The 25,531-nt window shown below is 62.7% G+C and carries 24 protein-coding genes; 11 read left to right on the forward strand and 13 right to left on the reverse strand.

All coding sequences use genetic code 11. The features are described from left to right. Nucleotides 1-44 precede the first annotated feature (44 nt). Together F3Y30_RS16520 and F3Y30_RS16525 are read right to left on the reverse strand one after the other, a co-directional pair. Complete coding sequence (locus F3Y30_RS16520; RefSeq protein WP_203423796.1) at nt 45-1,337, reverse strand: PotD/PotF family extracellular solute-binding protein; 1,293 nt, start codon at nt 1,335-1,337, stop codon at nt 45-47. 43 nt (nt 1,338-1,380) lie between these two features. Then, nucleotides 1,381-2,469 (reverse strand): ABC transporter ATP-binding protein, encoded by a 1,089-nt coding sequence (locus tag F3Y30_RS16525; protein ID WP_203423797.1) that lies wholly within the window; start codon nt 2,467-2,469, stop codon nt 1,381-1,383. A 258-nt stretch (nt 2,470-2,727) separates the two neighbouring features. Between F3Y30_RS16525 and F3Y30_RS16530 the strand changes: the two genes are divergently transcribed. Then, nucleotides 2,728-3,435, forward strand: coding sequence for a GntR family transcriptional regulator (locus tag F3Y30_RS16530; RefSeq protein ID WP_203423798.1), 708 nt, complete (start codon nt 2,728-2,730; stop codon nt 3,433-3,435). A gap of 29 nt (nt 3,436-3,464) precedes the next feature. Here the strand turns inward: F3Y30_RS16530 and F3Y30_RS16535 are convergent, their stop codons facing one another. The 9 genes from F3Y30_RS16535 to F3Y30_RS16575 form a co-directional block, all read right to left on the reverse strand. Next, a complete protein-coding gene (locus tag F3Y30_RS16535; RefSeq protein WP_203423799.1) occupies nt 3,465-4,076 on the reverse strand; it encodes a TetR family transcriptional regulator in 612 nt (203 codons plus the stop codon). Between the two features lie 110 nt (nt 4,077-4,186). Beyond that, entirely contained in the window at nt 4,187-7,318 is a 3,132-nt protein-coding gene (locus F3Y30_RS16540; protein WP_203423800.1) for an efflux RND transporter permease subunit, read from the reverse strand. Nucleotides 7,319-7,329: 11 nt separating this feature from the next. Then, nucleotides 7,330-8,532 (reverse strand): efflux RND transporter periplasmic adaptor subunit, encoded by a 1,203-nt coding sequence (locus tag F3Y30_RS16545; protein WP_203423801.1) that lies wholly within the window; start codon nt 8,530-8,532, stop codon nt 7,330-7,332. A 211-nt stretch (nt 8,533-8,743) separates the two neighbouring features. Further along, nucleotides 8,744-9,745: an ABC transporter ATP-binding protein gene (locus F3Y30_RS16550; protein WP_203423802.1), complete on the reverse strand. Its 1,002-nt coding sequence runs from the start codon at nt 9,743-9,745 to the stop codon at nt 8,744-8,746. 12 nt (nt 9,746-9,757) lie between these two features. Next, entirely contained in the window at nt 9,758-10,822 is a 1,065-nt protein-coding gene (locus F3Y30_RS16555) for a Gfo/Idh/MocA family oxidoreductase (protein WP_203423803.1), read from the reverse strand. Next, a complete protein-coding gene (locus F3Y30_RS16560; protein WP_203423804.1) occupies nt 10,819-11,658 on the reverse strand; it encodes a carbohydrate ABC transporter permease in 840 nt (279 codons plus the stop codon). Before F3Y30_RS16560 ends, F3Y30_RS16555 begins: the two co-directional genes overlap by 4 nt. 13 nt (nt 11,659-11,671) lie before the next feature. Then, nucleotides 11,672-12,622 (reverse strand): sugar ABC transporter permease, encoded by a 951-nt coding sequence (locus F3Y30_RS16565; protein WP_203423805.1) that lies wholly within the window; start codon nt 12,620-12,622, stop codon nt 11,672-11,674. A gap of 328 nt (nt 12,623-12,950) precedes the next feature. Next, complete coding sequence (locus F3Y30_RS16570) at nt 12,951-14,210, reverse strand: ABC transporter substrate-binding protein (protein ID WP_203423806.1); 1,260 nt, start codon at nt 14,208-14,210, stop codon at nt 12,951-12,953. A gap of 50 nt (nt 14,211-14,260) precedes the next feature. Continuing rightward, a complete protein-coding gene (locus F3Y30_RS16575; protein WP_203423807.1) occupies nt 14,261-15,154 on the reverse strand; it encodes an N-acetylmuramic acid 6-phosphate etherase in 894 nt (297 codons plus the stop codon). A 196-nt stretch (nt 15,155-15,350) separates the two neighbouring features. Between F3Y30_RS16575 and F3Y30_RS16580 the strand changes: the two genes are divergently transcribed. The 7 genes from F3Y30_RS16580 to F3Y30_RS16610 all read left to right on the forward strand — a co-directional run bounded on the left by F3Y30_RS16580 (nt 15,351) and on the right by F3Y30_RS16610 (nt 21,750). Then, a complete protein-coding gene (locus F3Y30_RS16580) occupies nt 15,351-16,238 on the forward strand; it encodes an N-acetylglucosamine kinase (RefSeq protein WP_203423808.1) in 888 nt (295 codons plus the stop codon). Then, on the forward strand, nt 16,235-16,999 hold the full coding sequence (locus F3Y30_RS16585) for a GntR family transcriptional regulator (RefSeq protein ID WP_203423809.1): 765 nt from the start codon (nt 16,235-16,237) through the stop codon (nt 16,997-16,999). The genes F3Y30_RS16580 and F3Y30_RS16585 overlap by 4 nt, the downstream gene beginning before the upstream one ends. Before the next feature lie 28 nt (nt 17,000-17,027). Next, entirely contained in the window at nt 17,028-18,050 is a 1,023-nt protein-coding gene (locus F3Y30_RS16590; RefSeq protein ID WP_203423810.1) for an SIS domain-containing protein, read from the forward strand. Continuing rightward, entirely contained in the window at nt 18,047-19,219 is a 1,173-nt protein-coding gene (gene nagA / locus F3Y30_RS16595) for an N-acetylglucosamine-6-phosphate deacetylase (RefSeq protein ID WP_203423811.1), read from the forward strand. The genes F3Y30_RS16590 and nagA overlap by 4 nt, the downstream gene beginning before the upstream one ends. 103 nt (nt 19,220-19,322) lie before the next feature. After that, entirely contained in the window at nt 19,323-20,384 is a 1,062-nt protein-coding gene (locus F3Y30_RS16600) for a dipeptidase (protein WP_203423812.1), read from the forward strand. Nucleotides 20,385-20,394: 10 nt separating this feature from the next. Next, nucleotides 20,395-21,177, forward strand: coding sequence for a copper homeostasis protein CutC (locus F3Y30_RS16605; RefSeq protein WP_246752769.1), 783 nt, complete (start codon nt 20,395-20,397; stop codon nt 21,175-21,177). A gap of 78 nt (nt 21,178-21,255) precedes the next feature. Next, nucleotides 21,256-21,750 (forward strand): CreA family protein, encoded by a 495-nt coding sequence (locus F3Y30_RS16610; RefSeq protein WP_203423813.1) that lies wholly within the window; start codon nt 21,256-21,258, stop codon nt 21,748-21,750. A 61-nt stretch (nt 21,751-21,811) separates the two neighbouring features. On the opposite strand, the gene pncA is transcribed toward F3Y30_RS16610, so the two are convergent. Next, nucleotides 21,812-22,447 carry a bifunctional nicotinamidase/pyrazinamidase gene (gene pncA / locus F3Y30_RS16615; RefSeq protein ID WP_203423814.1) on the reverse strand — a complete coding sequence of 212 codons (636 nt, stop codon included), beginning with the start codon at nt 22,445-22,447 and terminating at the stop codon, nt 21,812-21,814. Nucleotides 22,448-22,596: 149 nt separating this feature from the next. Continuing rightward, nucleotides 22,597-23,061, reverse strand: coding sequence for a chemotaxis protein CheW (locus tag F3Y30_RS16620; RefSeq protein ID WP_203423815.1), 465 nt, complete (start codon nt 23,059-23,061; stop codon nt 22,597-22,599). Nucleotides 23,062-23,399: 338 nt separating this feature from the next. On the opposite strand from F3Y30_RS16620, the gene F3Y30_RS16625 reads away from it, so the two are divergent. The 3 genes from F3Y30_RS16625 (at nt 23,400) to F3Y30_RS16635 (ending at nt 25,469) form a co-directional block, all read left to right on the forward strand. Continuing rightward, complete coding sequence (locus F3Y30_RS16625) at nt 23,400-23,558, forward strand: hypothetical protein (RefSeq protein ID WP_203426721.1); 159 nt, start codon at nt 23,400-23,402, stop codon at nt 23,556-23,558. Between the two features lie 169 nt (nt 23,559-23,727). After that, nucleotides 23,728-24,327, forward strand: a complete 600-nt coding sequence (locus F3Y30_RS16630) for an SCO family protein (RefSeq protein WP_203423816.1) — start codon at nt 23,728-23,730, stop codon at nt 24,325-24,327. An 11-nt stretch (nt 24,328-24,338) separates the two neighbouring features. After that, nucleotides 24,339-25,469 carry an NAD(P)/FAD-dependent oxidoreductase gene (locus F3Y30_RS16635; RefSeq protein WP_203423817.1) on the forward strand — a complete coding sequence of 377 codons (1,131 nt, stop codon included), beginning with the start codon at nt 24,339-24,341 and terminating at the stop codon, nt 25,467-25,469. The last annotated feature ends 62 nt before the right edge of the window (nt 25,470-25,531 follow it).

Here is a 25,531-nt window from a genome sequence, read left to right on the forward strand (position 1 = left end):
GAATGGCCTCCCGAAGCTCCCCGCGAAGGAGAGCGGTTCGCCGCTTATGCCGCGATGAACTCGTTCCAGCGACGGACCATGTAGCGGTCTTCGTCCATGACGGAGTTCCAGCATGCGACTGCGCCCATGCGCGCTTCGAAGGATCCGCCATCGCGCACGGCGCCGGCCTTCTCCATGACCTTGCCTTCGGGAGACAGAATGTCGCCCTTGGCGGGCTTACCTTCGACCCAATAGCCCCACTCGTCTTCGGACATGAAGCCCTTGGCGGTTTCCATGGCCGCGGAATAGTAACCCTGGCGGTTGAGGTAGGCGCCGACCCAGCCGGAGAGATACCAGTTGATGTACTCGTAGGCTGCGTCGAGCTGGGCACCCTGCAGGTGGGATGCGAGGCCGAGACCACCGCCCCATGCGCGGTAGCCTTCCTTGAGCGGCTGGTACTTGCAGGCGATGCCCTTGGAGCGGACGGCGGCGACGGCCGGAGACCACATGGACTGGATCACGACTTCGCCCGAGGCCATCAGGTTGACGCTCTCGTCGAAGGACTTCCAGAAGGCACGGAACTGGCCGTCCTGCTTGGCCTTGATGAGGAAGTCGATCGTCTTGTCGATCTCTTCGGTGGTCATGTTGCCCTTGTCGGCATACTTGATGTTGCCCATGGCTTCCATGATCATCGCGGCATCCATGATGCCGATCGAGGGGATGTTGAGGATCGAGGTCTTGCCCTTGAAGGCCGGATCCATGATGTCGGCCCAGGTGGTGATGTCGCGGCCGACGAGGTCGGGACGAATGCCGAGCGTATCAGCATTGTAGATCGTCGGGATCAGCGTCATCCACTGGGTCGGTTCCTTGGCGAAGGTCTTGGAATCCTGCGCGTCGACGAAGCCGACGGTGTGGGGCGCCGTACCCTGCGCGATGACGCTCTCCGGCTTCAGTTTGCCGTCGATGAAGAGGGGCACGATCTTGTCGTAAAACTTGATCTTCTTGACATCCATCGGCTGCATGACGCCCGTCGGAAAGACCTTCTTGGCGATCCAGTATTCGATGTCGGCTATGTCGTAGCTGTCGGGCTGGGTAACGGCGCGCTGTGCAGCCGCATCGGAGTCCGTGGCGGTCATCTCGAGCGTGATGCCGAGGTCTTCCTTGCACTTTTCGGCGATCGCATTGATGTTCGACACGCCCGTGCCGAATTGGCGCAGCGTGATCGGGTTCTGCGCCCAGATCGTCGGGAAGCCGGTAATCGCTCCCGATCCGACGACGGCGCCCGCGGCGGCGGCACCCGTCTTCAAAAGCGAGCGGCGGGTAATACCCGTCTTCTTCGTCTTGGTTTCATTCGTCATAGAAGTTCCCCTTTTTTGGTGGTTGGATTTGATGAATGATCGATCAGGAGGCCACGCGGCCGAGGAGGACTGCGTCCTCGATCGCCCAGCTGAGTGCCACCGCATCCCCGACTGCGACGGGTTTGTCGAAATAGTCGGCATCGGAAAGAATGACCGTGAAGTCGTCGCTGCCGGCGCCCATGACGGTGAGCTTGACCGAGGAGCCGCGGTATTCGAGATTCGAGACGACGCCGTTGAATCCCAGGCTGCGCTCGACCGGCTCCTCGATGCGGACCTTGTCCGTGCGCACGCCGATGTCCACCGACGAGCCGATTTCCGGGCCTTTTCCGGCCACCGAGAACACCTGCCCCTCGACCGCTTCAAACACGACCCGCCCCCCCTCGTTCGAGACCACCCGTCCCGAAAGCACGTTGTGATCGCCCATGAACCGGGCGACGAAGGCGGTCGCCGGACGCTCGAAGACCTCGCGGGGCGAAGCTGCCTGCTCGATACGACCGTCGTTCATCACGACGATGATGTCGGCGAGCGCCATCGCCTCTTCCTGGCTGTGCGTCACATGAATGAAGGAGATGCCGAGGCTTTTCTGGAGCTTCTTGAGCTCCGCCCGCATGCGTATCTTGAGGAACGGGTCGAGCGCCGAAAGCGGCTCGTCCAGCAACAGGGCATCCGGCCCGGTGATCAGGGCTCGGGCCAGCGCCACGCGCTGCTGCTGGCCGCCCGAAAGCTGCTGTGGACGGCGCGCCGCATAGGCTTCCATCTGCATCAGTTTCAGCATGTCGAGCGCCTTTGCCCGGCGCTCCTCCTTCTCGACCCCCTTCATCTTCAGGCTGAAGGCGACGTTGTCGACGAGATCGAGGTGGGGAAATAGCGCATAGGACTGGAACATCATCGAGGTTCCGCGCTTGGCCGGCGGAAGGTCGGTGATCACGGCATTGCCGAGACGGATATCTCCTGACGAAATGCTCTCGTGCCCGGCAATCATCCTGAGCGTGGACGACTTGCCGCAACCGGAAGGCCCGAGCAAGCAGCAATAACTCCCTCCGGGGATCTTCAGGCTGATGGCGTGAACAGCCGTGGTGTTGCCGTAGATTTTGGAGACGGAGACGATATCGATCTCGGATGCTTTGGACATTCGGCGCTCCCTATTGCTGCAATAGGATCATGCAGGTGCCGTGCCAACTAGTCCGGCAGGAAGCAAGAAATTGGATTCGTTCAGAAAAATTGAAAGCGCGCGTTTGAGGCAGGATTTTGCACTGCACACAATTTGTGCTTTCGTCACCAATTTCGTGCAATTATTGTATACGATCGTACATATAAATTGCAGACAAAAAAGCGTTTCTCTTTCGCTCCGAACCACTGTAACGTGTCCCGGAACATGGATTGCGAACGAATGGATACGAACGTTTCCGCCGACAACGGAGAGGTGGCCGAGCCCGCCACCCAGCAGATTCGCGACTCGCTGCGCGAAGCGATCGTCGAGCGGCGCCTGGCGCCGGGAACGAAGCTGTCCGAGGCCGACGTCGGTAAGCTCTTCAAGGTCAGCCGCACGCTCGTGAGGGGCGCATTGCAGGCCCTCGCCTATGAAGGGCTCGTCAGGGTCGAGCGCAATCGCGGCGCTTTCGTTGCCTATCCTTCGCCCGAGGAGGCGCGCGAAATCTTCCAGGCCCGCCGCCAGATCGAGCCGGGCATTGTCACCGCGGCCGCCCGTCGCATCACCAAGGCCGATCTGAAAAGGTTGCGTGAGCTTCTCGCCGAGGAACAGCGCCTTACCGGACAGCGCGGAAGAGACGCGCGCCGTGCCGAAATCAAGGCGTCGGGCGATTTCCACCTCACGCTCGCCGGAATGGCCGGCAACAGCATCATGGAACGGTTCATGGACGAACTCGTCGCCCGTTCGTCTCTGGTCATCGCGCTCTACGGTCAGTCAACCGTTTCGAGCTGCGGCCACAGGGAGCATGAGGAAATTGCCGATGCGCTGGAACGGGGCGACGTGGACACCGCCTGCAGGCTGATGATCCATCACATCGACCATATAGAGGCCGATCTGGACCTCAGGCTCAACAAGGGCATCGACCTCAAGGAAGCGCTCTCGATCTGACGTGCAGGACGCGAGAGCGGGAGATCCGGTCATGGCGCCTGGAAGCTCAGGAAGAGGCGCCGGAGACTTTCCTTGCCCTGCTCTGCCAGGTCGAAGCGCCTGCCGAAGAGCAGCCACTCCGTGCATACCCCCTTGATCATCCACCGAAGCGCCGCGGTCGCGGAATTCGGCGTCCAGTGCGCGGAAAGACGTCCAGTCGCGTCGGCATGTGCGAAGGCGCGCTCGAGGAACAGCAAGTACTTGCCGTCGACTTCCCTCTGCTTTTCCAGCGCGGCGGCCAGATCGCCGCTGTAGTCGCAGCGCAAGATGATCGCGAACATTCTCTGCCGCCGCGCATCCGTGGAGATCAGATCGAGCCATTCCCCGACGGTCTTTTCAAGAAGCGCCAGGATGTCCGCGTTTTCGGCGCGCATCCAGTTTTCGAGGAGATCCTCCTCCGGAAGCGGAGCGGAATTGTAGAGTTCCATGAAGAGGTCGGTCTTGTTGGCGAAATGCCAGTATATCGCGCCCCGCGTGACGCCGGCGGCATGGGCCACGTCTTCCATCGTCGCGTTGGAGACGCCCTTCTCGAAGAATACGCGCTCCGCCGCGCAAATGATCTGCTGACGGGTTTCTTCAGCTTCGGCCTTGGTCCTGCGCATCGATCCACCTGTTACGGCGGGGGCCGCCAAAGGGCGCCCCCCGGAACATTCAAACCAGAGCAACACTCCGCCAGCGGGCATGCGCCCGATGGCGGGGTTTCACCCGTTGCTCACTCGGCTGGCTGGGCCTGGGTCTCCCCTGCAGCCTTCTCTTTTTTGCCGCCGAAGATCTTCATGATGAACACGAAGAAGACCGGGACGAAGAAGATCGCAAGGACCGTCGCCGAGATCATGCCGCCCATCACACCGGTGCCGATCGCGTTCTGGCTCGCAGCACTTGCGCCCTTGGCAATTGCCATCGGGAGAACGCCGAGCGTGAAGGCCAGAGACGTCATCAGGATCGGACGGAAGCGCAGGCGCGCGGCCTCGACGGTGGCCTCGAGCAACGGCTTGCCTTCTGCGCGAAGATCCTTGGCGAACTCGATGATTAGAATCGCATTTTTCGCCGAAAGACCGATGATGGTGATCAGGCCGACGAGGAAGTAGACGTCATTGGGCATATCGCGCCACATGACGGCCAGCACCGAGCCGATGACACCGAGTGGCACGACCAGCATGACCGACAACGGGATCGACCAGCTCTCGTAGAGCGCCGACAGGAGCAGGAAGACGAACAGGATCGAGAGCGCGATCAGTGCCGGCGCCTGCGAGCCCGACTGGATCTCCTGCAGCGACTGGCCGGTCCATTCGTAGCCGAAGCCGGTTGGAAGTTCGCCGGCAAGGCGCTCCATCTCGGCGATCGCATCACCCGAGGAATAGCCGGGTGCGGCCTGGCCGCTGATGCGTACGGACGGGTAGCCGTTGTAGCCGACGATCTGCTGCGGCCCGCGGAGCCATTCGACGGTGGCAAAGGAAGACAGCGGAACCATGCCGCCGCTGGCGTTGCGAACGTTCAGGTTCAGGAGGTCCGCCGTCTGCATGCGCTTCTCCGCATCCGCCTGCACCGTCACGCGCTGCATCCGGCCGGAATTGGGGAAGTCGTTGATGTAGGACGAGCCGAGGTTGGCCGAGATCGTCGAGTTGATGTCCGCGAAGGTCACCCCGAAGGTGTTCGCCTTCTCGCGGTCGATCACGAGGTTGACCTGGGCCGCATCCGGCATGCCTTCGATGCGCAGTCCGGTGACGACCGAGCTTTGCTGGGCTGCGGCCATCAGCTGGTCGCGTGCGGCCGACAGCGCCGCCTGCCCCAGACCGCCGCGATCCTGCAGGCGGAAGGTGAAGCCGGTGGAATTGCCGAGGCCCTGGATCGGCGGCGGCGACAGCGAGAACGTCATCGCATCCTTGATGCCGAACAGCTGCATGTTGGCCCGGCCCGCGATCGCGTCCGCCGAGTTCTCTGGTCCGCGCTCGGACCAGTCCTTCAGCGGAACGAAGGCGAGGCCGGCGTTCTGGCCGGTACCGGAGAAGCTGTAACCGGAGATTGCAACGATGTCGGCGACGGCTTCTTCGCCTAGGAAGATCTTCTCGACCTGTTGGATGACATCGGCAGTGCGCGTTCCGCTGGCCTCGGACGGAGCCTGCATGTCGACGATCAGGTAGCCCTGGTCCTCGTTCGGCAGGAACGACGTCGGAAGCTGCATGTAGGCGTAGCCGAGACCCGCCAGCAGCGCCAGATAGACGACCATCAGCCGGCCGGACCGCTTCACGATACCGCCCACCACGCCGGAATAGCTGTGCGCCGTCTTGTCGAAGCCGCGGTTGAACCAGCCGAAGAAGCCGCGCTTCTCATGGTGGCCGCGCGTGATCGGCTTCAGGAAGGTGGCGCAAAGAGCCGGCGTCAGCGACAGTGCCAGGAAGCCTGAGAACAGGATCGACACCACCATGGTCAGGCTGAACTGCTGATAGATGATGCCGACGGCGCCTGGGAAGAAGGCCATCGGGATGAACACCGCCGACAACACGAGCGTGATGCCGATGATGGCGCCCGTGATCTGGCCCATCGCCTTCTTCGTCGCCTCCTTCGGCGACAGCCCCTCTTCGGCCATGATGCGCTCGACGTTCTCCACAACCACGATGGCGTCGTCGACGAGAATGCCGATCGCCAACACCATGGCGAACATGGTGAGCACGTTGATCGAGAACCCGGAGACAAACATGGCCGCGCAGGTTCCAAGCAGCGCCACCGGCACCACCAGCGTCGGGATGATCGTGTAGCGGATGTTCTGCAGGAACAGGAACATCACGATGAAGACGAGGCCGATCGCCTCGATCAGCGTGTGGATCACCTTCTCGATCGACACTTCGACGAAGGGCGTCGTGTCGTAGGGGATGCTGTACTCGAGCCCGGCCGGGAAGAACCGGGACAGCTCGTCCATCTTCGCGCGAACGCCCGCCGCAGTCGACATGGCGTTGCCCGTCGGAGACAGCTGCACGCCGATGGCGGCCGTCGGGTTTCCGCTGAGGCGCGTGGAGAAGTTGTAGCTCTCGCCGCCGATCTCGATGCGGGCGACGTCACGCAGCCGCACCGACGAACCGTCCGGGTTGGCGCGCAGCACGATCGAGCCGAACTCCTCCGGCGAGGCAAGCTGGCCCCGCACAAGCACAGTTGCCGAGATCTGTTGGCCGATGGGGTTCGGCTGCGCGCCGATCTGGCCGGCCGAGACCTGCGCGTTCTGTGCCGAGATCGCGTTGTTGATGTCGTCGACCGTGAGGTTGAGGCCGACCATCTTGTCCGGGTCCACCCAGATGCGCATGGAGCGCTGGGTGGAGAACAGCGTTGCGCTGCCGACGCCGGGCACGCGCCGGATCTCGCCCAGCACGTTGCGGCTCAGATAATCGCCGAGCCCGATCGCGTCGGTGTTTCCGTCGGTCGAAGACAACGCCACCACCATGAGGAACGAGGTGCTCGCCTGCTCGACGCGCATGCCCTGCTGGGTCACGGCCTGAGGCAGGCGCGGCTCGACGCGGGCAATGCGGTTCTGCACCTCGACCTGCGCCTCGCCGATATCCGTGCCCGGCGCGAACGTCACGTCGATGGAAATGCTGCCAGACGATTCAGAGGTGGATTCGAAGTAGAGCAGTCCGGGAACGCCGTTCAGCTCTTCCTCGATCGGCCGCGTTACCGACTGGTAGATGTCCTCCGGCGACGCGCCGGGGTAGTTGGTCGAGATCGAGATCTGCGGCGGCGCCACGTTCGGGTACTGAGCGACCGGCAGCATCGGGATCGCGATGACGCCTGCGAGCATGATGAAGATCGCGACGACCCACGCAAAGATGGGCCTGTCGATGAAAAATCTCGGCATCGTTCAGATCCTCACTTCGTCTCTGCAGACGCTTCGGTCTGTGCGGCGGCCTGCTTCTGGGCCTCGGGGGCAGCACTCTCGGGCTTCCATTCGCTCGGGACGACTTCGGCACCCGGACGAACCTTCTGGAAGCCTTCGACGACAACCTGCTCGCCGGGCTTCAAGCCCTCGGTGATGACCCAGCGCGTGCCGTTGGCACGGCCGACGGTCACCTGACGCAGGTCAACCTTCTTCTCGGCATTGACCACGTAGAGCTGCGCCTTGCCGGACGTGTCGCGCTGGACCGCCTGTTGCGGCACCAGGATCGCGTTCTTCTCGACGCCCTGTTCGATCTGCACGCGCACGTACATGCCGGGCAGGAGATCGTTGTTAGGATTGGGAAACTCGCCGCGAAGCGTGATCTGCCCCGTCGTCTCGTCGACGGCAGCCTCGGAGAACAGGAGCTTGCCCGATTGCGGATAGATCGTTCCGTCGTCGAGCATGAGCTTCACGTCGGCAGAGTTCTGCTCGCTCATCAAGGCACCATCCTTGAGAGCATTGCGCAGACGGATCAGATCCGTGGCGGACTGGGTGAAGTCGGCGTAGACGGGATCGAGCTGCTGGATCGTTGCAAGGTTCTCGGTGCCGTTGGCGCTGACCAGCGCACCCTCGGTGATCAGGGCGCGGCCGATGCGGCCGCTGATCGGGGCCTTGACCTCGGCATATTCGAAATTGAGCTGCGCGGAGGCAAGGCCCGCCTGGGCGACGGCAACGTCCGCGTTCGCCTGCGCGAGCTGCGCAACGGCATCGTCCAGCTGCTGGGCCGAGCCGACGTTGGACTTGCGAAGCTGTTCCTGGCGGTCGGCAGCCTGCCGCGCCTGCATCTGCACGGCTTCGGCGCGCCGGAGCGTCGCCTCGGCGCTGTCGACCTGGACCTTGAAGGGCGCGGGATCGATCCGGTAGAGGACGTCGCCCTCCTTGACGATCGAGCCCTGCTCGAAGACGCGTTCGACGACGATGCCCGATACGCGCGGGCGAACCTCGGCAATGCGGGTCGCCGCGATACGGCCCGGCAGTTCGTTGGTGATAGGAACCTGCTCGACGGCGGTCGTGATCACGCCGACCTGCGAGGGCGGCATTCCGCCCCCTGCAGCCTGCTGTTCCTCTTTCTGGCAGCCCGCTAGAACAAGCAGGCTTCCCATCGTTGCAATGGCAATCGGTCTGATCAGACGCATCGTATCTTCCACGAGAATAGCGACAGGCATTGCCATCGGGAACAGGCAGCCCACCTTAAAGCCTTGAAATGATTCGAAGCGAAAGCCCTCAGGACCTCCGCTTCGCACTTTTACAAACATTCATGTATGTTAAATGGGATCGATGTTCAACGCACTACTGCGCCGCACAAATCACAAATCCGGCACTATCACGTTTTTGTGATGAGGGCCCTCACCGGATCGCCCGCCCCTCTGCATCAAATCGGTGCAGTTGCCCGCTGTTCGGGCTTGCATAGACAATATCGTCCGGAGCGTAGTGATGCTCGCCGAAAAGACGGACGGTCAGAAGGCCGGTTTTCTCGATGTCGAGGTAGAGGATCGTGTCGGCGCCGAGATGCTCGACATGGACAACCTTTCCCTTCCACTCGCCGCTCTCCCGCGAGAGGGAGATGTGCTCGGGGCGGATGCCGATGGTCTTGGCGTCTCCGTGGCCTAGCCTGGCCGCCTCGATGAAGTTCATGGCGGGCGACCCGATGAAGCCAGCAACGAAGAGGTTGGCCGGCCGATTGTAGAGTTCCATCGGGGAGCCGACCTGCTGGATGACGCCGGCATCGAGCACGACGATCTTGTCGGCGAGCGTCATTGCCTCCACCTGATCGTGCGTCACGTAGATCATGGTCGCCTTCAGTTCGCGATGCAGTCTCGCGATCTCGAGGCGCGTGTTGACGCGCAGCGCCGCGTCGAGGTTCGAAAGTGGCTCGTCGAACAGGAAGAGCTTGGGCTGGCGCACGATCGCACGGCCGATCGCTACGCGCTGGCGCTGTCCGCCGGAAAGCTCGGCGGGGCGACGGGCGAGGAAGCGGTCGAGCGAAAGCATTGCGGAGGCCTTGCCTACGCGTTCGTCGATTTCCGCCTTGGGGGCACCTGCCTGCTTGAGGCCAAGCCCCATGTTGTCCTTGACGCTCAGATGCGGATAGAGCGCGTAGGACTGGAACACCATCGCGATGCCGCGCTTGGCCGGAGGAACAGTGCTCACCTCGGCACCGTCGATGAGGATATTGCCGGAGGTCGAATCCTCCAGGCCCGCAATGATCCTCAAAAGCGTCGACTTTCCGCATCCGGAAGGACCGACGAAGATGACGAACTCGCCGTCCTTCACATCGAGGTCGATGCCCTTCAGGACGTCGACCGGACCGAAGGACTTGCGTACGGATTTCAGTAGAAGAGAGCCCACCAATCGTCCCCTTTATAGCTTGACCGGCTGGCCGGTTCTCACACTTTCGTCGGCGGCAAGGCAGATGCGCAGCGACTGCACCGCATCGTCCATATGGCGCGACAGATCGATGTCCTCGCGGATGGCCTTGAGGACATAGGCCTGCTCCAGGTCGCAGAGCTCCTGGTGGCCGGGTTCCCCCGCCATTCTCAGATCCTCATCCGGCTTCAGGAAGCGGCCGTTCGGCCCCGTCTCGGCATTGTGCAGCCGGATGACGGCGGTCTTCGTGTGCGTATCGATGTCGTCGGACTTCGCGTTCGGGTCCATGACGATCGATACGGACCCCTTCGGCGACATCACGTCCTTCACGAAGAAGGCGGTCTCGGAAATCATCGGGCCCCAGCCGGCCTCGTACCAGCCGAGCGAACCATCCTCGAACAGCACCTGCAGGTGGCCGTAGTTGTACATTTCCGGAGCAATTTCGTCGGAAAGGCGCAGTCCCATGCCGCGCACCTCGACCGGCCTGGCATCGGTGATCTGGCACATGACGTCGACATAGTGCACGCCGCAATCGACGATCGGCGGCGTTGTCTGCATGAGGGACTTGTGGGTCTCCCACGTCGGACCGCTCGACTGCTGGTTCAGGTTCATGCGGAACACGTATGGCCCGCCGAGCTTGCGCGCTTCTGCGATCAGCCGCATCCACGAGGGATGGTGGCGCAGGATATATCCGACCACCAGCTTGCGGCCGTTGGCGCGCGCGCAGGCAACCACGCGCTCCGCATCCGCCACCGTCGTTGCGAGCGGCTTTTCCACGAACACATGCGCACCCGCCTCCATGGCCATCACCGCATAGTCGGCATGGCTGTCGGAATAGGTGTTGATCGAGCAGAGCTCCGGCTTGAGCTCCTTCAGCGCCTCCGGGAAGGACGGCAGGATGCCGTAGCCTCTCAGGCCCTCAGGCAAATCCACCTTCGACCGGTTGACGAGGCCGACGATCTCGAAGCCCGGGTGTTCGTGGTAGGCGAGCGCATGACTGCGCCCCATGTTGCCGAGACCCGCGGAAAGCACGCGGACCGGCGCGGAAACGGACGTCATTTCACTGCTCCTGAAGTAATGCCGCGGATCAGTTGCCGCGAGAAAGCGAGGTAGAGGACCAGCACCGGCAGGATCGCGAGCGACAGCGCCGCAAGAACCGCGTTCCAGTTGGTGACGAACTGGCCGATGAAGATCTGCGAGCCGAGCGTCACGGTCTTCGTCTCCTCGCTGGGCGCCAGGATCAGCGGGAACCACAGGTCGTTCCAGATCGGGATCATCGTGAAGACGGCAACCGTCGCCATGGCAGGACGCACCAGCGGCAGCACGAGACGGAAGAAGATCGAATACTCCGAAAGCCCGTCGATCCGGCCTGCATTCTTCAGGTCGTCGGAGACGGTGCGCATGAACTCGGAGAGAATGAAGACGGCAAGTGGCAGGCCCTGCGCGGTATAGACGAGGACCAGGGCCGTCAGCGTGTTGACCAGACCCGTGGCAACCATACCCTGCAGGATGGCGACCGTCCCAAGGCGGATGGGGATCATGATGCCGAGGGCAAGATAGAGCCCCATCATGGTGTTGCCGCGGAACCGGTACTCGGACAGCGCGAAGGCCGACATCGCACCGAAGAGAAGCACGAAGAAGATCGATGCGACGGTGACTATAAGGCTGTTCTGGAAATAGAGCGTGAAATCGCCCTGCCCCAGCACTGTCTGGTAGCCCACGAGATCGAAGGTTTCGGCCGTCGGCACGCGCAACGGATTGCGGAAGATCGCATTGCGGTTCTTGAACGAGTTGATGATCGTCAGGAAGACCGGAAAGACCGCGATAACCGTGTAGGAAATCAGGGCGATGTGAACGATCGCGCTCCGGCTGAGTGATGTTCTTGCCTTTGACATGATCGGCCTCCGCTCAGAACTGGTAGCGGCGGATGCGCCGCTGGATGACGAAGAGGTAGAGCGAGACGCCCGCGAGGATGATCAGGAACATCACGGTCGCAATCGTTGCGCCCATCGAACGGTCTCCAAGCTGCAGCTGGAAGCCGAAGAAGGTACGGTAGAGCAAGGTTCCGAGGATGTCCGTGGAGCCGTCAGGCCCGGCGAGCGCGCCCTGCACCGTATAGACAAGGTCGAAGGCGTTGAAATTGCCGACGAAGGTCAGGATGGAGATGATCCCGATCGCCGGCAGAACCAGCGGCAGCTTGATCTTGAAGAACTGGCTCCAGCCGGTGATGCCGTCACATTCGGCAGCCTCGATAACTTCTTCGGGAATGTTGAGCAGCGCTGCGTAGATCAGCATCATCGGAATGCCGACATATTGCCAGACGGAGATGAGCGACACGGCGATCAGCGCGGAGTTCGGCCTGCCGAGCCAGGGCGCAAAGAGGGACTTCAACCCCACCAGGTCCATCAGATAGGGCGATACACCCCAGATCGGCGAAAGGATCAGCTTCCAGATGAAGCCCACGATGACGAAGGAGAGCAGTGTCGGCAGGAAGATCGCGGTGCGGTAGAAGGCTGCAAAACGCAGCTTCGGCAGCGAAAGAAGCGCTGCAAGCGCGACGCCGATCGGATTTTGGACCAGCATGTGGATGACGAAGAAGATGAAGTTGTTCTTCAGCGCATTCCAGAAATCCGCCGCCCAGCGTGCCTCCCCGAAGAGCTTCTTGAAGTTGGCCAATCCGACGAAGGTCGATTGCCCGTCGACCGTATTGAAGAACGACAGCCTCAGGGTTTCGAAGAGAGGCAGGATCATCACCGCCGTGTAGACGATCAGGGCCGGCAACAGGAATACCGCGATATGCCAGCGTCTCGGCCGCTTGGCGATCTCGAACTCGTCTTGCGAAGAAATGGCGTCGCTCATGGCCCCTGCCCGCTTGTCCGACCGTTCGTCCCATGGGGTTCCGCAATGGCGGACAGAGCACCGCACGGCCGGTCTCGCCGCGTGCCCCCACACCAGCCGCGCCACTCGCGCTGGTTTATGAATTTCAGCTTACACGAATTCAGAGGATGGCGCGGATCTCGGACCGCAATCAAGAGACTGCGGCAACGCCGCGCTCATCCGCCTGCCGAACCTTCCCCAAGAGGGGAAGGTCGCGCAAAACCGGGGCGAAAGGAAGCTTCTGAGATCGGTTGCCTCGCTTCACCCGGCCCGTTGAACTGGCCCTCCCCCGAAAGGGAGGGCAAGCTTCTTACTTCGCAGGCTTGTACCAGCTGTCGAGACCCTTCTGCAGCTTTTCGGCAGCCACTTCCGGGGTATCCGTGCCGTTGATCACGTTTGCCGATTCCGTCCACGTCTCGTTTTCCAGGCTCGGCGTGCCGCGTGCCAGGATCTGGTAGGTCGAGCGGATGGTCGGCTTGCACTTCTCGCGCCAGGAGACGAATTCCTGGGCCAGCGGGTCGGTCATCTTAACCGCGGTCGAGTTCAGGCTGAAGAAGCCCGGCAGCGAATTGGCGTAGATGTCGGCGAACTCCGGCGAAGCGACGAAGGACAGGAAGGCCTTTGCCGCGTCGGCGTTTGCGCTCTTGGCGTTCAGGCCGATGCCGATGTCGTTGTGGTCGGAGATGTAGCAGGTGTCACCCGCGGTCTTCACCGGCGGCGGGAAGGCGCCCATCTTGAACTGGGCCTGCGTGTTGAACAGGCCGATTTCCCAGGAGCCCGCCGGATAGATGGCGGCGCGGCCGAGCGTGAAGAGGTTCTGGCTGTCCGGGTAGGTCTGCGCCTCGAAACCGTCGCCGAGATAGTCCTTCCACTTGGCGAGCGTCTTGAAAGGCTCGACCCACTGCGGATCGGTCAGCTTCTGCTCGCCCTTGATCAGCGCCAGGCGACCTTCCTCGCCCTTCCAGTAGTTCGGGCCGATGTTCTGGTAGCCCATCGTCGCGGCTTCCCAGAGGTCCTTCGTGCCCATCGCCATCGGAATGTAGTTGCCGTCGGCCTTGATCTTGTCGAGGGCGGCGAAGAATTCGGCTTCGGTCGCCGGAACGGCAATGCCGAGCTGGTCGAAGGCATCCTTGTTGTAGATGAAGCCGTGGATGACCGAGGCCATCGGTACGCAGAAGGTTGCCGAACCGTCATCCGTGGTCCAGGCGGACTTCGCCACGTCGGAGAAGTTCTCCATCCCGGCCAGCTTGGTCAGGTCGGAAAGATGACCCTTGTTGTAGAGCTCGAGCGAGACGTCGAACGGACGGCAGGTGATGAGGTCGCCGGCAGAACCCGCATCGAGCTTGGCATTGAGCGCCGCGTTGTATTCCGTCGGCGCGGTCGGAGAGAACACGACCTTGATGCCCGGGTTCTTTGCCTCGAAAGCGGGAATGATCTTTTCCTGCCAGATCGGAAGGTCGTCGTTGCGCCAGCTCTCGATGGTCAGCGTCACGTCCGCTGCGTGAGCAATCCCGGCGGTGCCGAGAATGCTCGAGGCAAGGAGCAGCCCCTTGAGTGTGTTGCGAGTCATGTCATTCTCCCCTTTTATGCGCCGTTGCGGCGCGGTTTTAGAACTCGTTGTCAGCGAAGGCTTTTCAGCGCGCGGCGAAGGCTCTGCCCCGATCGTTCGAGAACAGCCTCGGCCGCCGCAGCGTCAGGCGCGCCGGCAGCCAGAAGAACCGCGGCCTTGACCGAACCGGAAGATTTCGCGAGCAGCCGCTCGGCCTCGCCCGGCTCCACGCCCGAGATTTCGGCGACCATGCGGCAGGCTCTTCCCCTGAGCTTGATGTTGTCGGCCTTGAGATTGACCATGTAGCCGTCATGGACATGGCCGAGCTTGATTCCGACCAATGTGGAAAACATGTTGAAAGCGATCTTCTGCGCCGTCCCCGCGCCCATGCGCGTCGACCCGGCGACGACCTCGGGAGGCGTCTGCAGGAGTATGGAGACGTCGGCGTTTTCGAAGAGCCTTGCGCCGGCATTGTTGGCGACGGCCACGACCTTCGCCCCGGCGGCCCTGGCATAAGTGGCGATCGCCAGCGCATAGGGCGTCGAACCGCTGGCGGAAACGCAGATGACGCAATCCGAGGGCTCGATCCCGGCACCGCGCGCATCGCTTTCGGCAAGACCCGTGTCGTCCTCGTACCCGCCCGCCAGATCCTCCAGGCTCGCGGCACCGCCCGCAAGCAGTACGACGATGCGGTCGCGGGAAATACCATAGGTTCCGGGAAGTTCGAGCGCGTCGGACATGGCCATCAGGCCGGAACTGCCGGCGCCCACATAGACGAGGCGACCACCGGCCGACAGCGCATCGGCGGCGAAACCTGCGGCCACGGCAATATCTTCAATTGCCTGGTCGACAACGGCGGCGGCAGCCTGCTGGGCGCGCGCAAGCACGGTCAGGGCGTCAAATGGCCGGAGTTCATCCAGCCCTTGCGCCTGTTCATGCCTGGCTTCGGTTTTTCCTGTGGCCATTGCCGTTTCTCCCTCTTCCGGAATTAATGCCAAAAAAATACCAATTGTCCATAGCAAATTAACTTTTGGAACCAGAAAAACCCGGCCCAATAATTTATCTATTTATTTTCAATTATTTATTTTGACATCACTGACCGCACCACGTTTTCCTCTTGGTTAATGGTATTTTTTTGGTATTGTTTTCGTGGAGGTTTCCATGACTGATCTTATCATCGGCATAGACGGTGGCGGCACTAGCTGCCGCGCGGCGGTCGCAGACCCCGAGGGGAACATCCTCGGGCGCGGCAAGAGCGGCGCCGCCAATATCCTGACCGACCCGAACAGCGCGATCGCCAGCATCACCGACGCAGCCAAGGCGGCGTTGCGCGATGCCGGATTGGACGAGACGGCCGTAGCCACGGCATCGGCCTTTCTCGGCCTTGCGGGAACCAATGTCGGCGACCTGGCCCGCTACGTGCACGACCGGCTGCCGTTTCGGCATACGGATATTGACTCAGACGGCCTGATCGCGCTTCAGGGCGCGCTTGGCGACGGCGACGGCGCAGTGGCGATCCTCGGCACGGGCACCATCTACATGGCGCGGCAGGCAGGCGAGATTCGCTACATCGGCGGCTGGGGCTTCACGATCGGCGATCTCGGCGGCGGCGCGCGCATCGGCCATGCGCTGCTGCAGGAGGCACTGCTCTCCTATGACGGCATCCACGCCAGCACGCCGGTGACCGAAGCCGTTCTTGCCGAGTTCAAGAACGACCCGCGTGGCATCGTGGAGTTCGCGCGTCTTTCCAAGCCCGGCGATTTCGGACGCTTCGCACCGCTGGTCTTCGAACACGCGGCAAAGGGCGACACGTGCGCGCTTGCGCTGATCGAGGCCGCGGCGACCACCGTCAACGAAGCACTCGACGCCATCGTTCGCATCAGCGGCAAGGACAGGCTTTGCCTGCTCGGCGGCCTCGCTCCCCTCTATCCGCAATGGCTTTCGAAGAAGCACAAGGATATTCTCGTGGAACCGCAGGCCGACGCCCTCACCGGCGCCGTGTCGCTCGCGGCCAAGCGCTTCCGGGCGCGCAAGGGAGAGCCGGCATGACCGAGAGCCTTGCGGCCATCCTGTCACCCGAGAGCCTGCAGTCGGGCGGGTCCGGCCCGCTCTACCTCAAGCTCCGCCAGTCCCTCGAAGAGGCAATCAATTCCGGCAAGCTGAACCATGGGGATGCACTGCCGCCCGAGCGCGATCTTGCCGACTATGCCAACATCAGCCGCGTGACCGTCAGGAAGGCGGTGGATGATCTCGTGAAGGACGGGCTGCTGGTGCGCCGCCACGGCTCCGGTACTTTCGTGGTCAAGCCCGTGTCGAAAGTACAGCAGTCCCTGTCTCGCCTGACCTCCTTCACCGAGGACATGGCACGGCGCGGCCTCACGACCCGGGCACAATGGCTCGACCGCGGCCTCGTCCACCCCTCCCCGGACGAAATGATGATCCTGGGCCTGCCCGCGGATGCGCTGGTGGCCCGCCTCGGACGCCTGCGCATCGCCGACGACATGCCGCTTGCGATCGAACGGGCGTCGATTTCCTCCGAGTTCCTGCCGGATCCCGCGAGCGTGACCGGCTCGCTCTACGCGGAGCTCGAAAAACAGGGCCTGCGGCCCGTCCGTGCCGTGCAGCGCATATCCGCCTGCAACATCAAGGACCCCGAGGCGGCGATGCTCGGCGTGGGTACCGGGGCTGCCGGCCTTTCGATCGAACGAATTTCCTACCTGCGTTCCGGCAGGGTCATAGAATTCACCCGCTCGCTCTATCGCGGTGATGCCTACGATTTCGTGGCGGAACTGACGCTCTCCGATCAGTGAGCGCACGAACAAGAAGAAAGACAGACCTATGCAAACCAATATGCGTCGCGAAATAAACGAAATACCCGAAGCCGCCGCCCGCTTTCTCGACCAGTCTGCGGACGCGGTTCGCGATGCTGGCCAGGCGCTTCGTGCGCGCGATCCGCAGTTTTTCGTCACCGTCGCGCGCGGCTCCTCCGATCACGCCGCCCTGTTCCTGAAATACGCAATCGAACTCACTGCAGGACGCCCGGTCGCTTCGCTCGGGCCTTCCCTTGCCTCGATCTACGGAGCAAAGCTGCAACTGCGCGGCGGAGCGGCGATCGCAATCTCGCAGTCGGGCAAGAGCCCCGACATCGTCGCCATGGCGGATTCCGCGACCAGGGCCGGCGCGATCTCGCTCGCGCTCACCAACACGCCTGCCTCCCCCCTCGCCGATGCCTGCAACCACGCTATCGATATAGGCGCAGGCCCGGAGATCAGCGTCGCGGCGACCAAATCCTACGTGAACTCCATCGTCGCGGGGCTCGCGGTGCTTGCCGAATGGACAGGTGATGCCGCGCTCGGGAAAGCCGTGCGGGATCTTCCGCAACAGCTTTCAAAGGCCGTTGGGCTCGACTGGAGCAACCTTGCAGCCGACCTCGCCGAAGCGCAGTCGGTCTATGTCCTCGGACGGGGTCCTGCCCTGGCAATCGCAAGCGAGGCGGCACTGAAGTTCAAGGAGACATCGGGCATGCATGCGGAGGCCTACTCGTCGGCGGAAGTGCTGCACGGCCCCGTGGCACTCGTCGGCCCGGCCTTTCCCGTTATCGCCCTTGCAGCCCGCGATGCGGCGGAGACATCCGTTGCGGGCATGGCCGACGGGCTTGCCGACAAGGGTGCCTATGCCTGCATAACCTCCGCCACGGCCAGGAGCGCGAAGCAACTTCCCTTCATTGCCACCGGCCACCCGATCACCGATGCGCTGGCGCTGATCGTCCCCTTCTATGGGTTCGTCGAAGCTTGGTCGCGCGGACTGGGCCTCGATCCCGACAAACCGGTCAACCTCAAGAAAGTCACGGAGACGAGATGAGCGGCGCAACGGCAATCACAGGTGCGCAGATCTTCGACGGCGACCTCTGGCACGACGAGGCGTCACTTCTCATGGAAGACGGCAAGATTGTCGGGATCGTTCACGAACGAGACATTCCCCTGTCGGCCACCATGATCAGCATGGATGGCGCCCGGATCGTCCCCGGCTTTGTCGACCTTCAGGTCAACGGCGGCGGCGGGGTGCTGCTCAACGAAAAGCCGGATGTCGATGGCATCCGAACGATCTGCGCGGCACATGCGCGCTACGGCACCACCGCGCTGCTGCCAACCCTGATTACCGACACGCCCGAAATGACGCGCCGTACGATCGACGCCGGTATCGCCGCGCACAGGGCAGCGGTCCCGGGCTTCCTCGGTCTCCACCTTGAAGGTCCACATCTGTCGATCGCCCGCAAGGGTGCGCACGACCCGGCCCTCATCCGCCCCATGGAACCCGCCGATCTCGAACAGACCGTCGCGGCACGGGCGGATCTCGATGCGCTGATGATGACGGTTGCCCCCGAGAACGTGACGAATGAGCAGATCTCGGCGCTTGCGGGTGCCGGCGTAACGGTGAGCCTCGGCCACTCGGACAGCGGCTATGCAACGGTCGCCGGTGCGGTTGCAGCCGGCGCGCGCCTGGTCACGCATCTCTACAATGCCATGAGCCCGCTGGGACATCGCGAGCCGGGAATGGTTGGAGCAGCACTGGATATCGGCATGCTGCACCCCGGTCTCATCGCGGACGGGTTTCACGTCAACCCGGTCTCCATCCGCGTGGCGCTGCGGGCGAAGAAGGGCCCGGGCAGGATCTTCCTCGTCACCGATGCCATGTCGCCGCTCGGAACGCAGATGACCCACTTCCACCTGAACGGCCGCACGATCTATCGCAGGGACGGGAAGCTCACGCTTGCCGACGGCACCTTGGCGGGAGCCGATATCGACATGCTGTCCTGCGTGCGCGTGATGCACGAAAAGGTCGGCGTCGATCTGGAAGAGGCCTTGCGCATGGCATCGCTCTACCCGGCCGAAGCGATCGGGATGACCGGCCGCAAGGGCAGGCTCACCCATGGCCACGACGCAGACTTCGTCATTCTCGACAACGACCTCTCGATCATCCAGACCTGGATCGCCGGCAACGAGGCCTACCGCGCGGGAACCGACGATTGAATGCCGTCGCGTCGGCCGCGTCCCTTGCAGCATGACGGGAATCAGCACTACAACCGTGCTGCCCCGCCACCCGGCCGGGAATTCACAAGAGAAAGCGCGGTTGATGCAGACGATCTTCGACGGTCACAACGATGTCTTGCTTCGCCTCTGGGAACAGGCGGCAAGCGGCGCCGATCCGGTGGCCGAATTCGTGAACGGTACGGATGCGGGGCACATAGACGGCCCGCGCGCCAGGGCAGGCGGTCTCGCAGGTGGGTTCTGCGCGGTCTACATCCCCTCGCCCGGCCAGTTTCCGCCCAGGGTGCTCGACGAGAACGGCCACTACAGCATTCCGCTGACAGACCCCCTGGATCATCCACGCGCGCTCAATATCGCGCTGGAACTCTTGGCGATCGCCTTCCGCCTCGACCGGGCCAGGGCGTGGACGATCTGCCGCTCGACAGCGGAGATCCGCAGCGCCATGGCGGCGGGAAGCTTCGCGGCCGTCCTCCACATGGAAGGCTGCGAACCGATCGGCGCCGATCTTGCCGCGCTCGAGACCTTCTACGCCGCCGGCCTGCGCTCCCTCGGCCCGGTATGGAGCCGGCACAACATCTTCGGGCACGGCGTGCCCTTCGCCTTCCCGACGAGCCCCGATACCGGCCCCGGTCTCACCGAGGCGGGCTTCGAGCTCGTGAAGACCTGCGACCGCCTCGGCATCATGATCGACCTGTCGCACATCACCGAACAGGGCTTCTGGGACGTGGCGCGCACCAGCACCCAGCCGTTGGTCGCAACGCATTCGAACGCACATGCGCTGACGCCGATTTCGCGAAACCTTACCGACCGCCAGCTCGACGCCATTCGCGAACGCAAGGGCATTGCCGGCCTCAACTACGCGACGACGATGCTGCGGGCGAACGGACAGGAAGACGCGGATACGTCGCTTTCCGACATGGTCCGCCATATCGACCACATGGTCGAACGCATGGGGATAGACTGTGTCGCCATCGGATCGGATTTCGACGGGGCGACCATACCACGCGCGATCGGCGACGCCTCCGGAAACCAGAACCTCGTGGAGGCACTGCGTCTGGCGGGCTACAGCGAGGAAGAACTCGCACTGATCTGCCGCGAAAACTGGCTTCGCGTCCTGCAACAGGCGTGGCACGAAACCGCCACTTGAAAACTGTTCGATGCGCGGGCGCATCGACACACAGACAGAGGGTACGATGGGCGCTCCGTTGATCGAAATTTGCGTTGAAGGCATAGACGGTTTCCTGGCGGCCCAGGAAGCAGGTGCCGACCGCGTGGAGCTGTGCGCCAGCCTGATGGAGGGCGGCCTCACCCCGAGCTTGGCGACGATCCGGGCAGCCGTTGCGGCGGCAAGGATCCCCGTCCATGTGATCATCCGGCCCCGGGGCGGCGACTTTCTCTATTCGGACGCCGAATTCGACACGATGCTTGCGGACGTTGCGGCATTGCGCGACGAGGGCGTGGCCGGTGTGGTCATCGGCTGCCTGACACCGGACGGACGCATTGACGAGGCCCGTACGGGCGCTCTCGCTCAAGCCGCACGGCCGATGTCGGTGACCTGCCACCGTGCCTTCGACATGACGGACGATCCGCGCGAAGCGCTCGAGGCATTGATCCGTTGCGGCATAGACAGGGTCCTGACTTCGGGCCAGCGCGACACCGCGATCGAAGGACTCGCCATCCTCAAGCAGGCCAATGACCAGGCCGGCGGACGCATCGTCGTGATGGGATGCGGCGCGCTTGACCGGCACAACATACGCGAGGTCCGCGATGGCACGGGCCTGCAGGAACTGCACTTCGCAGCCCTGGCCACGGTTCCGAGTGCCATGGCCTTCCGCAATCCGCACGTCGGCATGGGCGGGACGGAGAAAGATCGCGAATACCAGCTGACCGTGACCGATCCCGACGCGGTAAGGGCAACGATCGAGGCTGCGAAAAGCTGATCCCGCCCACCTTGCGGAACCTCGTCGGCGCATTACGTGAATGCCGTAGGGATGCAAACAAAACCGGAGACCGCGAAGATGCATAAACGGACAATCGCTGCGCTGATCGCGACCGCGACGCTGGCACTATCGATCCTTCCACTTCGCGCAGAGACGGTTGGGGAGGTCGGAGTGGACTGGATGGGCAACGATATCCTAATCGACGCCGTCCGTGACCCGAAGATCAAGGGCATCACCTGCCACGTCACCTATTTCGACCGCGGCGTGCTCGACCGTCTTCAAAAGGGCAACTGGTTCGAGGATCCGTCGAACAATGCCATCGCCTGCCGCCAGACCGGCCCTCTCTCCATCGGCGATATCGACCTTTCCGAGGAAGGCGAGGAAGTGTTCAAGTCCGGGCTTTCGCTCGTCTGGAAGAAGCTGGTGGTCACGCGGATCTACGACAAGAAGAACGATACGCTGATCTACCTCGCCCACTCGCGCGAACTGACGGAGGGTTCCGCCAAGATGTCGATCTCGACCGTACCGCTCTATGGTGAAGAGGTGACCTGGGAAAAGGGAAAGCCGCAATAACCTGAGCGGCAGGGCCGATGACGAGAAAGACGACGGGATCCACGGGCGTTTTGCCGATGCCTCAGCGGCCCACCTCTTCCAGCAGTTCCGCTGTCCGTACGATTTCGACGCCGGCTGCCTTCATCGCCGCCTCTGCGGCAGCAACGGTCTCGGGGGCAATGCCTCGGCTCGCGTCCTCGATGTACCGGACGGTCACGCCCGGCAGCATGTTCACCGCATCGATCGCCGACGCGCTGACGCAGTAGTCGGTCGCAAGTCCGCAGACGTCGAGCGTGGTGACGCCCCTGGCCTGCAGGAAGTCCGCAAGCCCCGTGGTTGCCCTGTGGTCGTTGTCCCGGAAGGCGGAGTAGCTGTCGACGTTGCGGTCCATACCCTTGCGCTGCACGTAGTCGATCCGGCTGGTGTCCAGGACCGGATGAAAGGCCGCGTCCTCGCTTTCCTCGACGCAATGATCCGGCCACAGAACCTGCGGCTTGCCGGCAAGCTCTCCCATCTCGAACGGCTGGCGGCCGGGATGGCTGGAAGCGAAGCTGCCGTGCCCCTCGGGATGCCAGTCCTGGGAGGCGACGACCAGGTCATATCCGCCGTCCTTCGTCAGGCGGTTTGCCACGTCGATCACTTCATCGCCCCCAGGCACCGGCAGGTTTCCACCCGGGCAGAAGCCGTTCTGCAGGTCGACAAGGAGCAGGCATTTCATCGCAGTTCGCCTCCGGAACATTCTCACGCTGGAACAATCGGTTCGGCAGCTATTCTACTAGCCCGCATGAAGCCTTGCCACCGAAAACGCAAAAAGCTCCGGCCAGTTCGCCGGAGCTTTTGCTGATTGGCGCTAGCGCCAAGATCTGATCAGGCGGCCTGCGCCAGTTCGTCGGCGATGACCGTATCCAGGTTGAGGAAGCAGACCATGTTCTTCTCCAGTGCGACGATGCCGCGGCAGAAGGCACGCTGGGCTTCCGGGATGATTTCCGGTGCAGCCTGCAGGTCTTCGCTCTTGATCGTCATCATGTCGGAAACCTGCTCCACGAGCAGGCCGACGAGCTTGCCGGCGATGTCGGTCACGATGATCGCGGAACGCTCGGAGGGCTCGGTCATCTTCATTCCGAGACGGCAGGCCATGTCGATAACCGGAATGACGGCGCCGCGCAGGTTGATGAGGCCAAGTACATAGGGAGGCGTATGCGGCATCGGCGTCACGGGTGCCCAGCCGCGGATTTCACGGATGGCCATGATATCGATACAGAATTCCTGGTCCCCCAGATGGAAGGACACGATCTCGAGATAGGCGCCGGACTGCTTGATGGCGTTGGACATTAGAGTGTTTCCCAATTCTCGGCAGCAAGACCACGTGTCCAGGGGACCGCTCTGCTGCCTGCTCGTGCCATCGCAAACCGGTGGCCGTCGTTTCCGGAAGGTGTTCTCAATGCGTTGGCGGGGGAGTTGGAACTGGCCGGCGGACATCATGCCCGGCAGGCCGAATCCGGCCTTTGTACGCAAATCGAGCCTTGCAAAGAGACATTAAGCAAACCCTAAGAAACCGCTCCGCAAACTTGCATTTTAACCAAATAAGATTGATCGGCGCGCATTCGGAAGGTGCAGCGGACCAGTCCATCCCTGTTTGCGCCGGAGCGCTTTGCCGCTATCATGGAGGCATGAACCACAGCAACGCCCCATGGCGCACCATGCTCCTGACCGCCCTCGTCGCAGGTGGGGTGACCGCCCTTACCGCGATCGCCTTTGCCGGTTGGCTCGGCCACGGGGCTGCGATTTTCCTGAGCATGGCCGAATCGGGCCTCGCCTGGTGCTTCTGAGCCCTGCCCTCGGTAACGGCCGACACGACTTCGATCACTTTCACGAGAGAATGCCCCGGCAGCCGGTCTGAGACAATTGGCGCGTTTGCTACCCGCGGCACGAGCAGCTAGATCAATGGATGCTCAAGGAAGCAATCATCAACTGCCCCAACCCTTCCGGATCGCCCGCATGAAAACACTACGCATCGTCATATGGATCGCTATCGCACTTTTTGCGGGACTTCTGGGCTGGCTGACGCTGGAAATGAACCGCTCGCGCGAGCAGGCGACTGAAGGCCCATTCGGCGTCCCCTTCCGTCTCGTTTCGCAGGATGGCGCAGAAATTACCGAGAAGGCATTCGTCGGCAAGCCGACAGCCTTGTTCTTCGGCTTCACCCATTGCCCCGAAGTCTGCCCGACGACCCTCTTTGAACTCGACGGCTGGATGGCAAAGGTGGATCCGGATGGCTCGAAGCTGCAGGCCTATTTCGTGACCGTCGATCCGGAACGCGATACGCCGGAGTTGGTAAAAGGCTATGTTTCCAACGTTTCCAAGCGCATCACCGGGATCTCCGGCCCACCTGATGCGGTCATGGAAATGGTGAAGGGCTTCCGGGTCTACGCCAAAAAGGTGCCGGTCGACGAGAAGAAGCCGGACGGTGACTACACCATGGACCACACCGCGTCTGTGTTCCTGCTCGACAAGGCCGGCAGCTTCACCGGTACGATCGCCTATGGCGAAAACCCCGAGGTTGCCGTAAAGAAATTGGAGAACCTGACCACGCGCTAGGATGTCCGAAAATGGTTTCACGCGCTGACGATTCAATTCTGATTGCCGGCGCGGGGCCGGCGGGTCTGACTCTGGCGCTGGAACTGGCGCGCCGTGGCATCAAGGTGCGGATCGTCGAACGCGACGAAGGCGTGGTGCCGATCTCCGAGAGCCGGGCACTCGGCGTCAATGCGCGCACGCTTGCCCTTCTCGAACCTTCGGGCGTAACCGAGCCGCTGCTGGCCGAAGCAATTCCGCTCGAGGAATTTCGCGTGCAGTCCGCGGACAAGCAGCTTCTAAAGATACGCCCCGCGGATCTGGGCGGCCGGTTTCCTGCGCTCTGCATCCTGCCGCAGGGCCTGACCGAGCGTCTGTTGCTCGAGCGCCTTCGCAGCTACGATATCGAGCCGGAATGGCAAACCAGCATCACGACCATCGAAGGCGGCGTGGAAGCCCCGCTCGCGACGCTGCTCAGCGGCGACGGCAGCGGCGAAATGGTCAGGCCGAACATGCTCGTCGGCGCGGACGGCGCCCATTCGCTCGTCAGGAAATCCTGCGGATTCGACTTCCCCGGAGAGGCGCTCGAGAGCCGGTTCTTCCTTGCCGACTTTCGCTACGCGGAAACGGTGGATACCGGTTTTGCCGAGATCAACCTGCAGAATCCCGGTGTGCTTGGACGGCTGCCGGTGCGCCCCGACGTTCTCCGATATATTTCGACGCTGCCCGACTTCGAGCGACGGATCATCCATCCCTCCCATCCGCTGGAGGAGACGTGGCGATCCGACTTCCGCGTGAGCTTCCGCCATGTCGAGCCGATGTCCCGGGGAAAGGTCTACCTGCTCGGCGATGCGGCCCACGTCCATTCTCCGATCGGAGCGCGCGGGATGAACCTTGGCATCGAGGACGCCTGCTGGCTGGCCTGGCTGATCTCGCAGGGCCGCGAGGCGGAGTTCTCCCAGCTGCGGCTGCCATCCGTCAGGAAGGTGCTCGCGCAGACGCGACGCCTGACAGGGCTCATCACGATCGAGAACCCGCTGGCGCTGGCCCTTCGCAACAACCTGTTCGCGCTCGTCGGCACCATGCCGCCGATCGCACGGCTGGCCCTGCGCAACATCTCCGGCCTGGACACACCGGCCCCCACCTGGATCGACAGTGCGACCTGAGGGTCCGTTAGGCTTTGCCGTCAGCCGACGGACGTGATAGGCGGAGCGAAACTTTCAGGGAC

Origin of the sequence: Sinorhizobium sp. BG8, assembly GCF_016864555.1 — a bacterium.
Lineage (GTDB): Bacteria > Pseudomonadota > Alphaproteobacteria > Rhizobiales > Rhizobiaceae > BG8.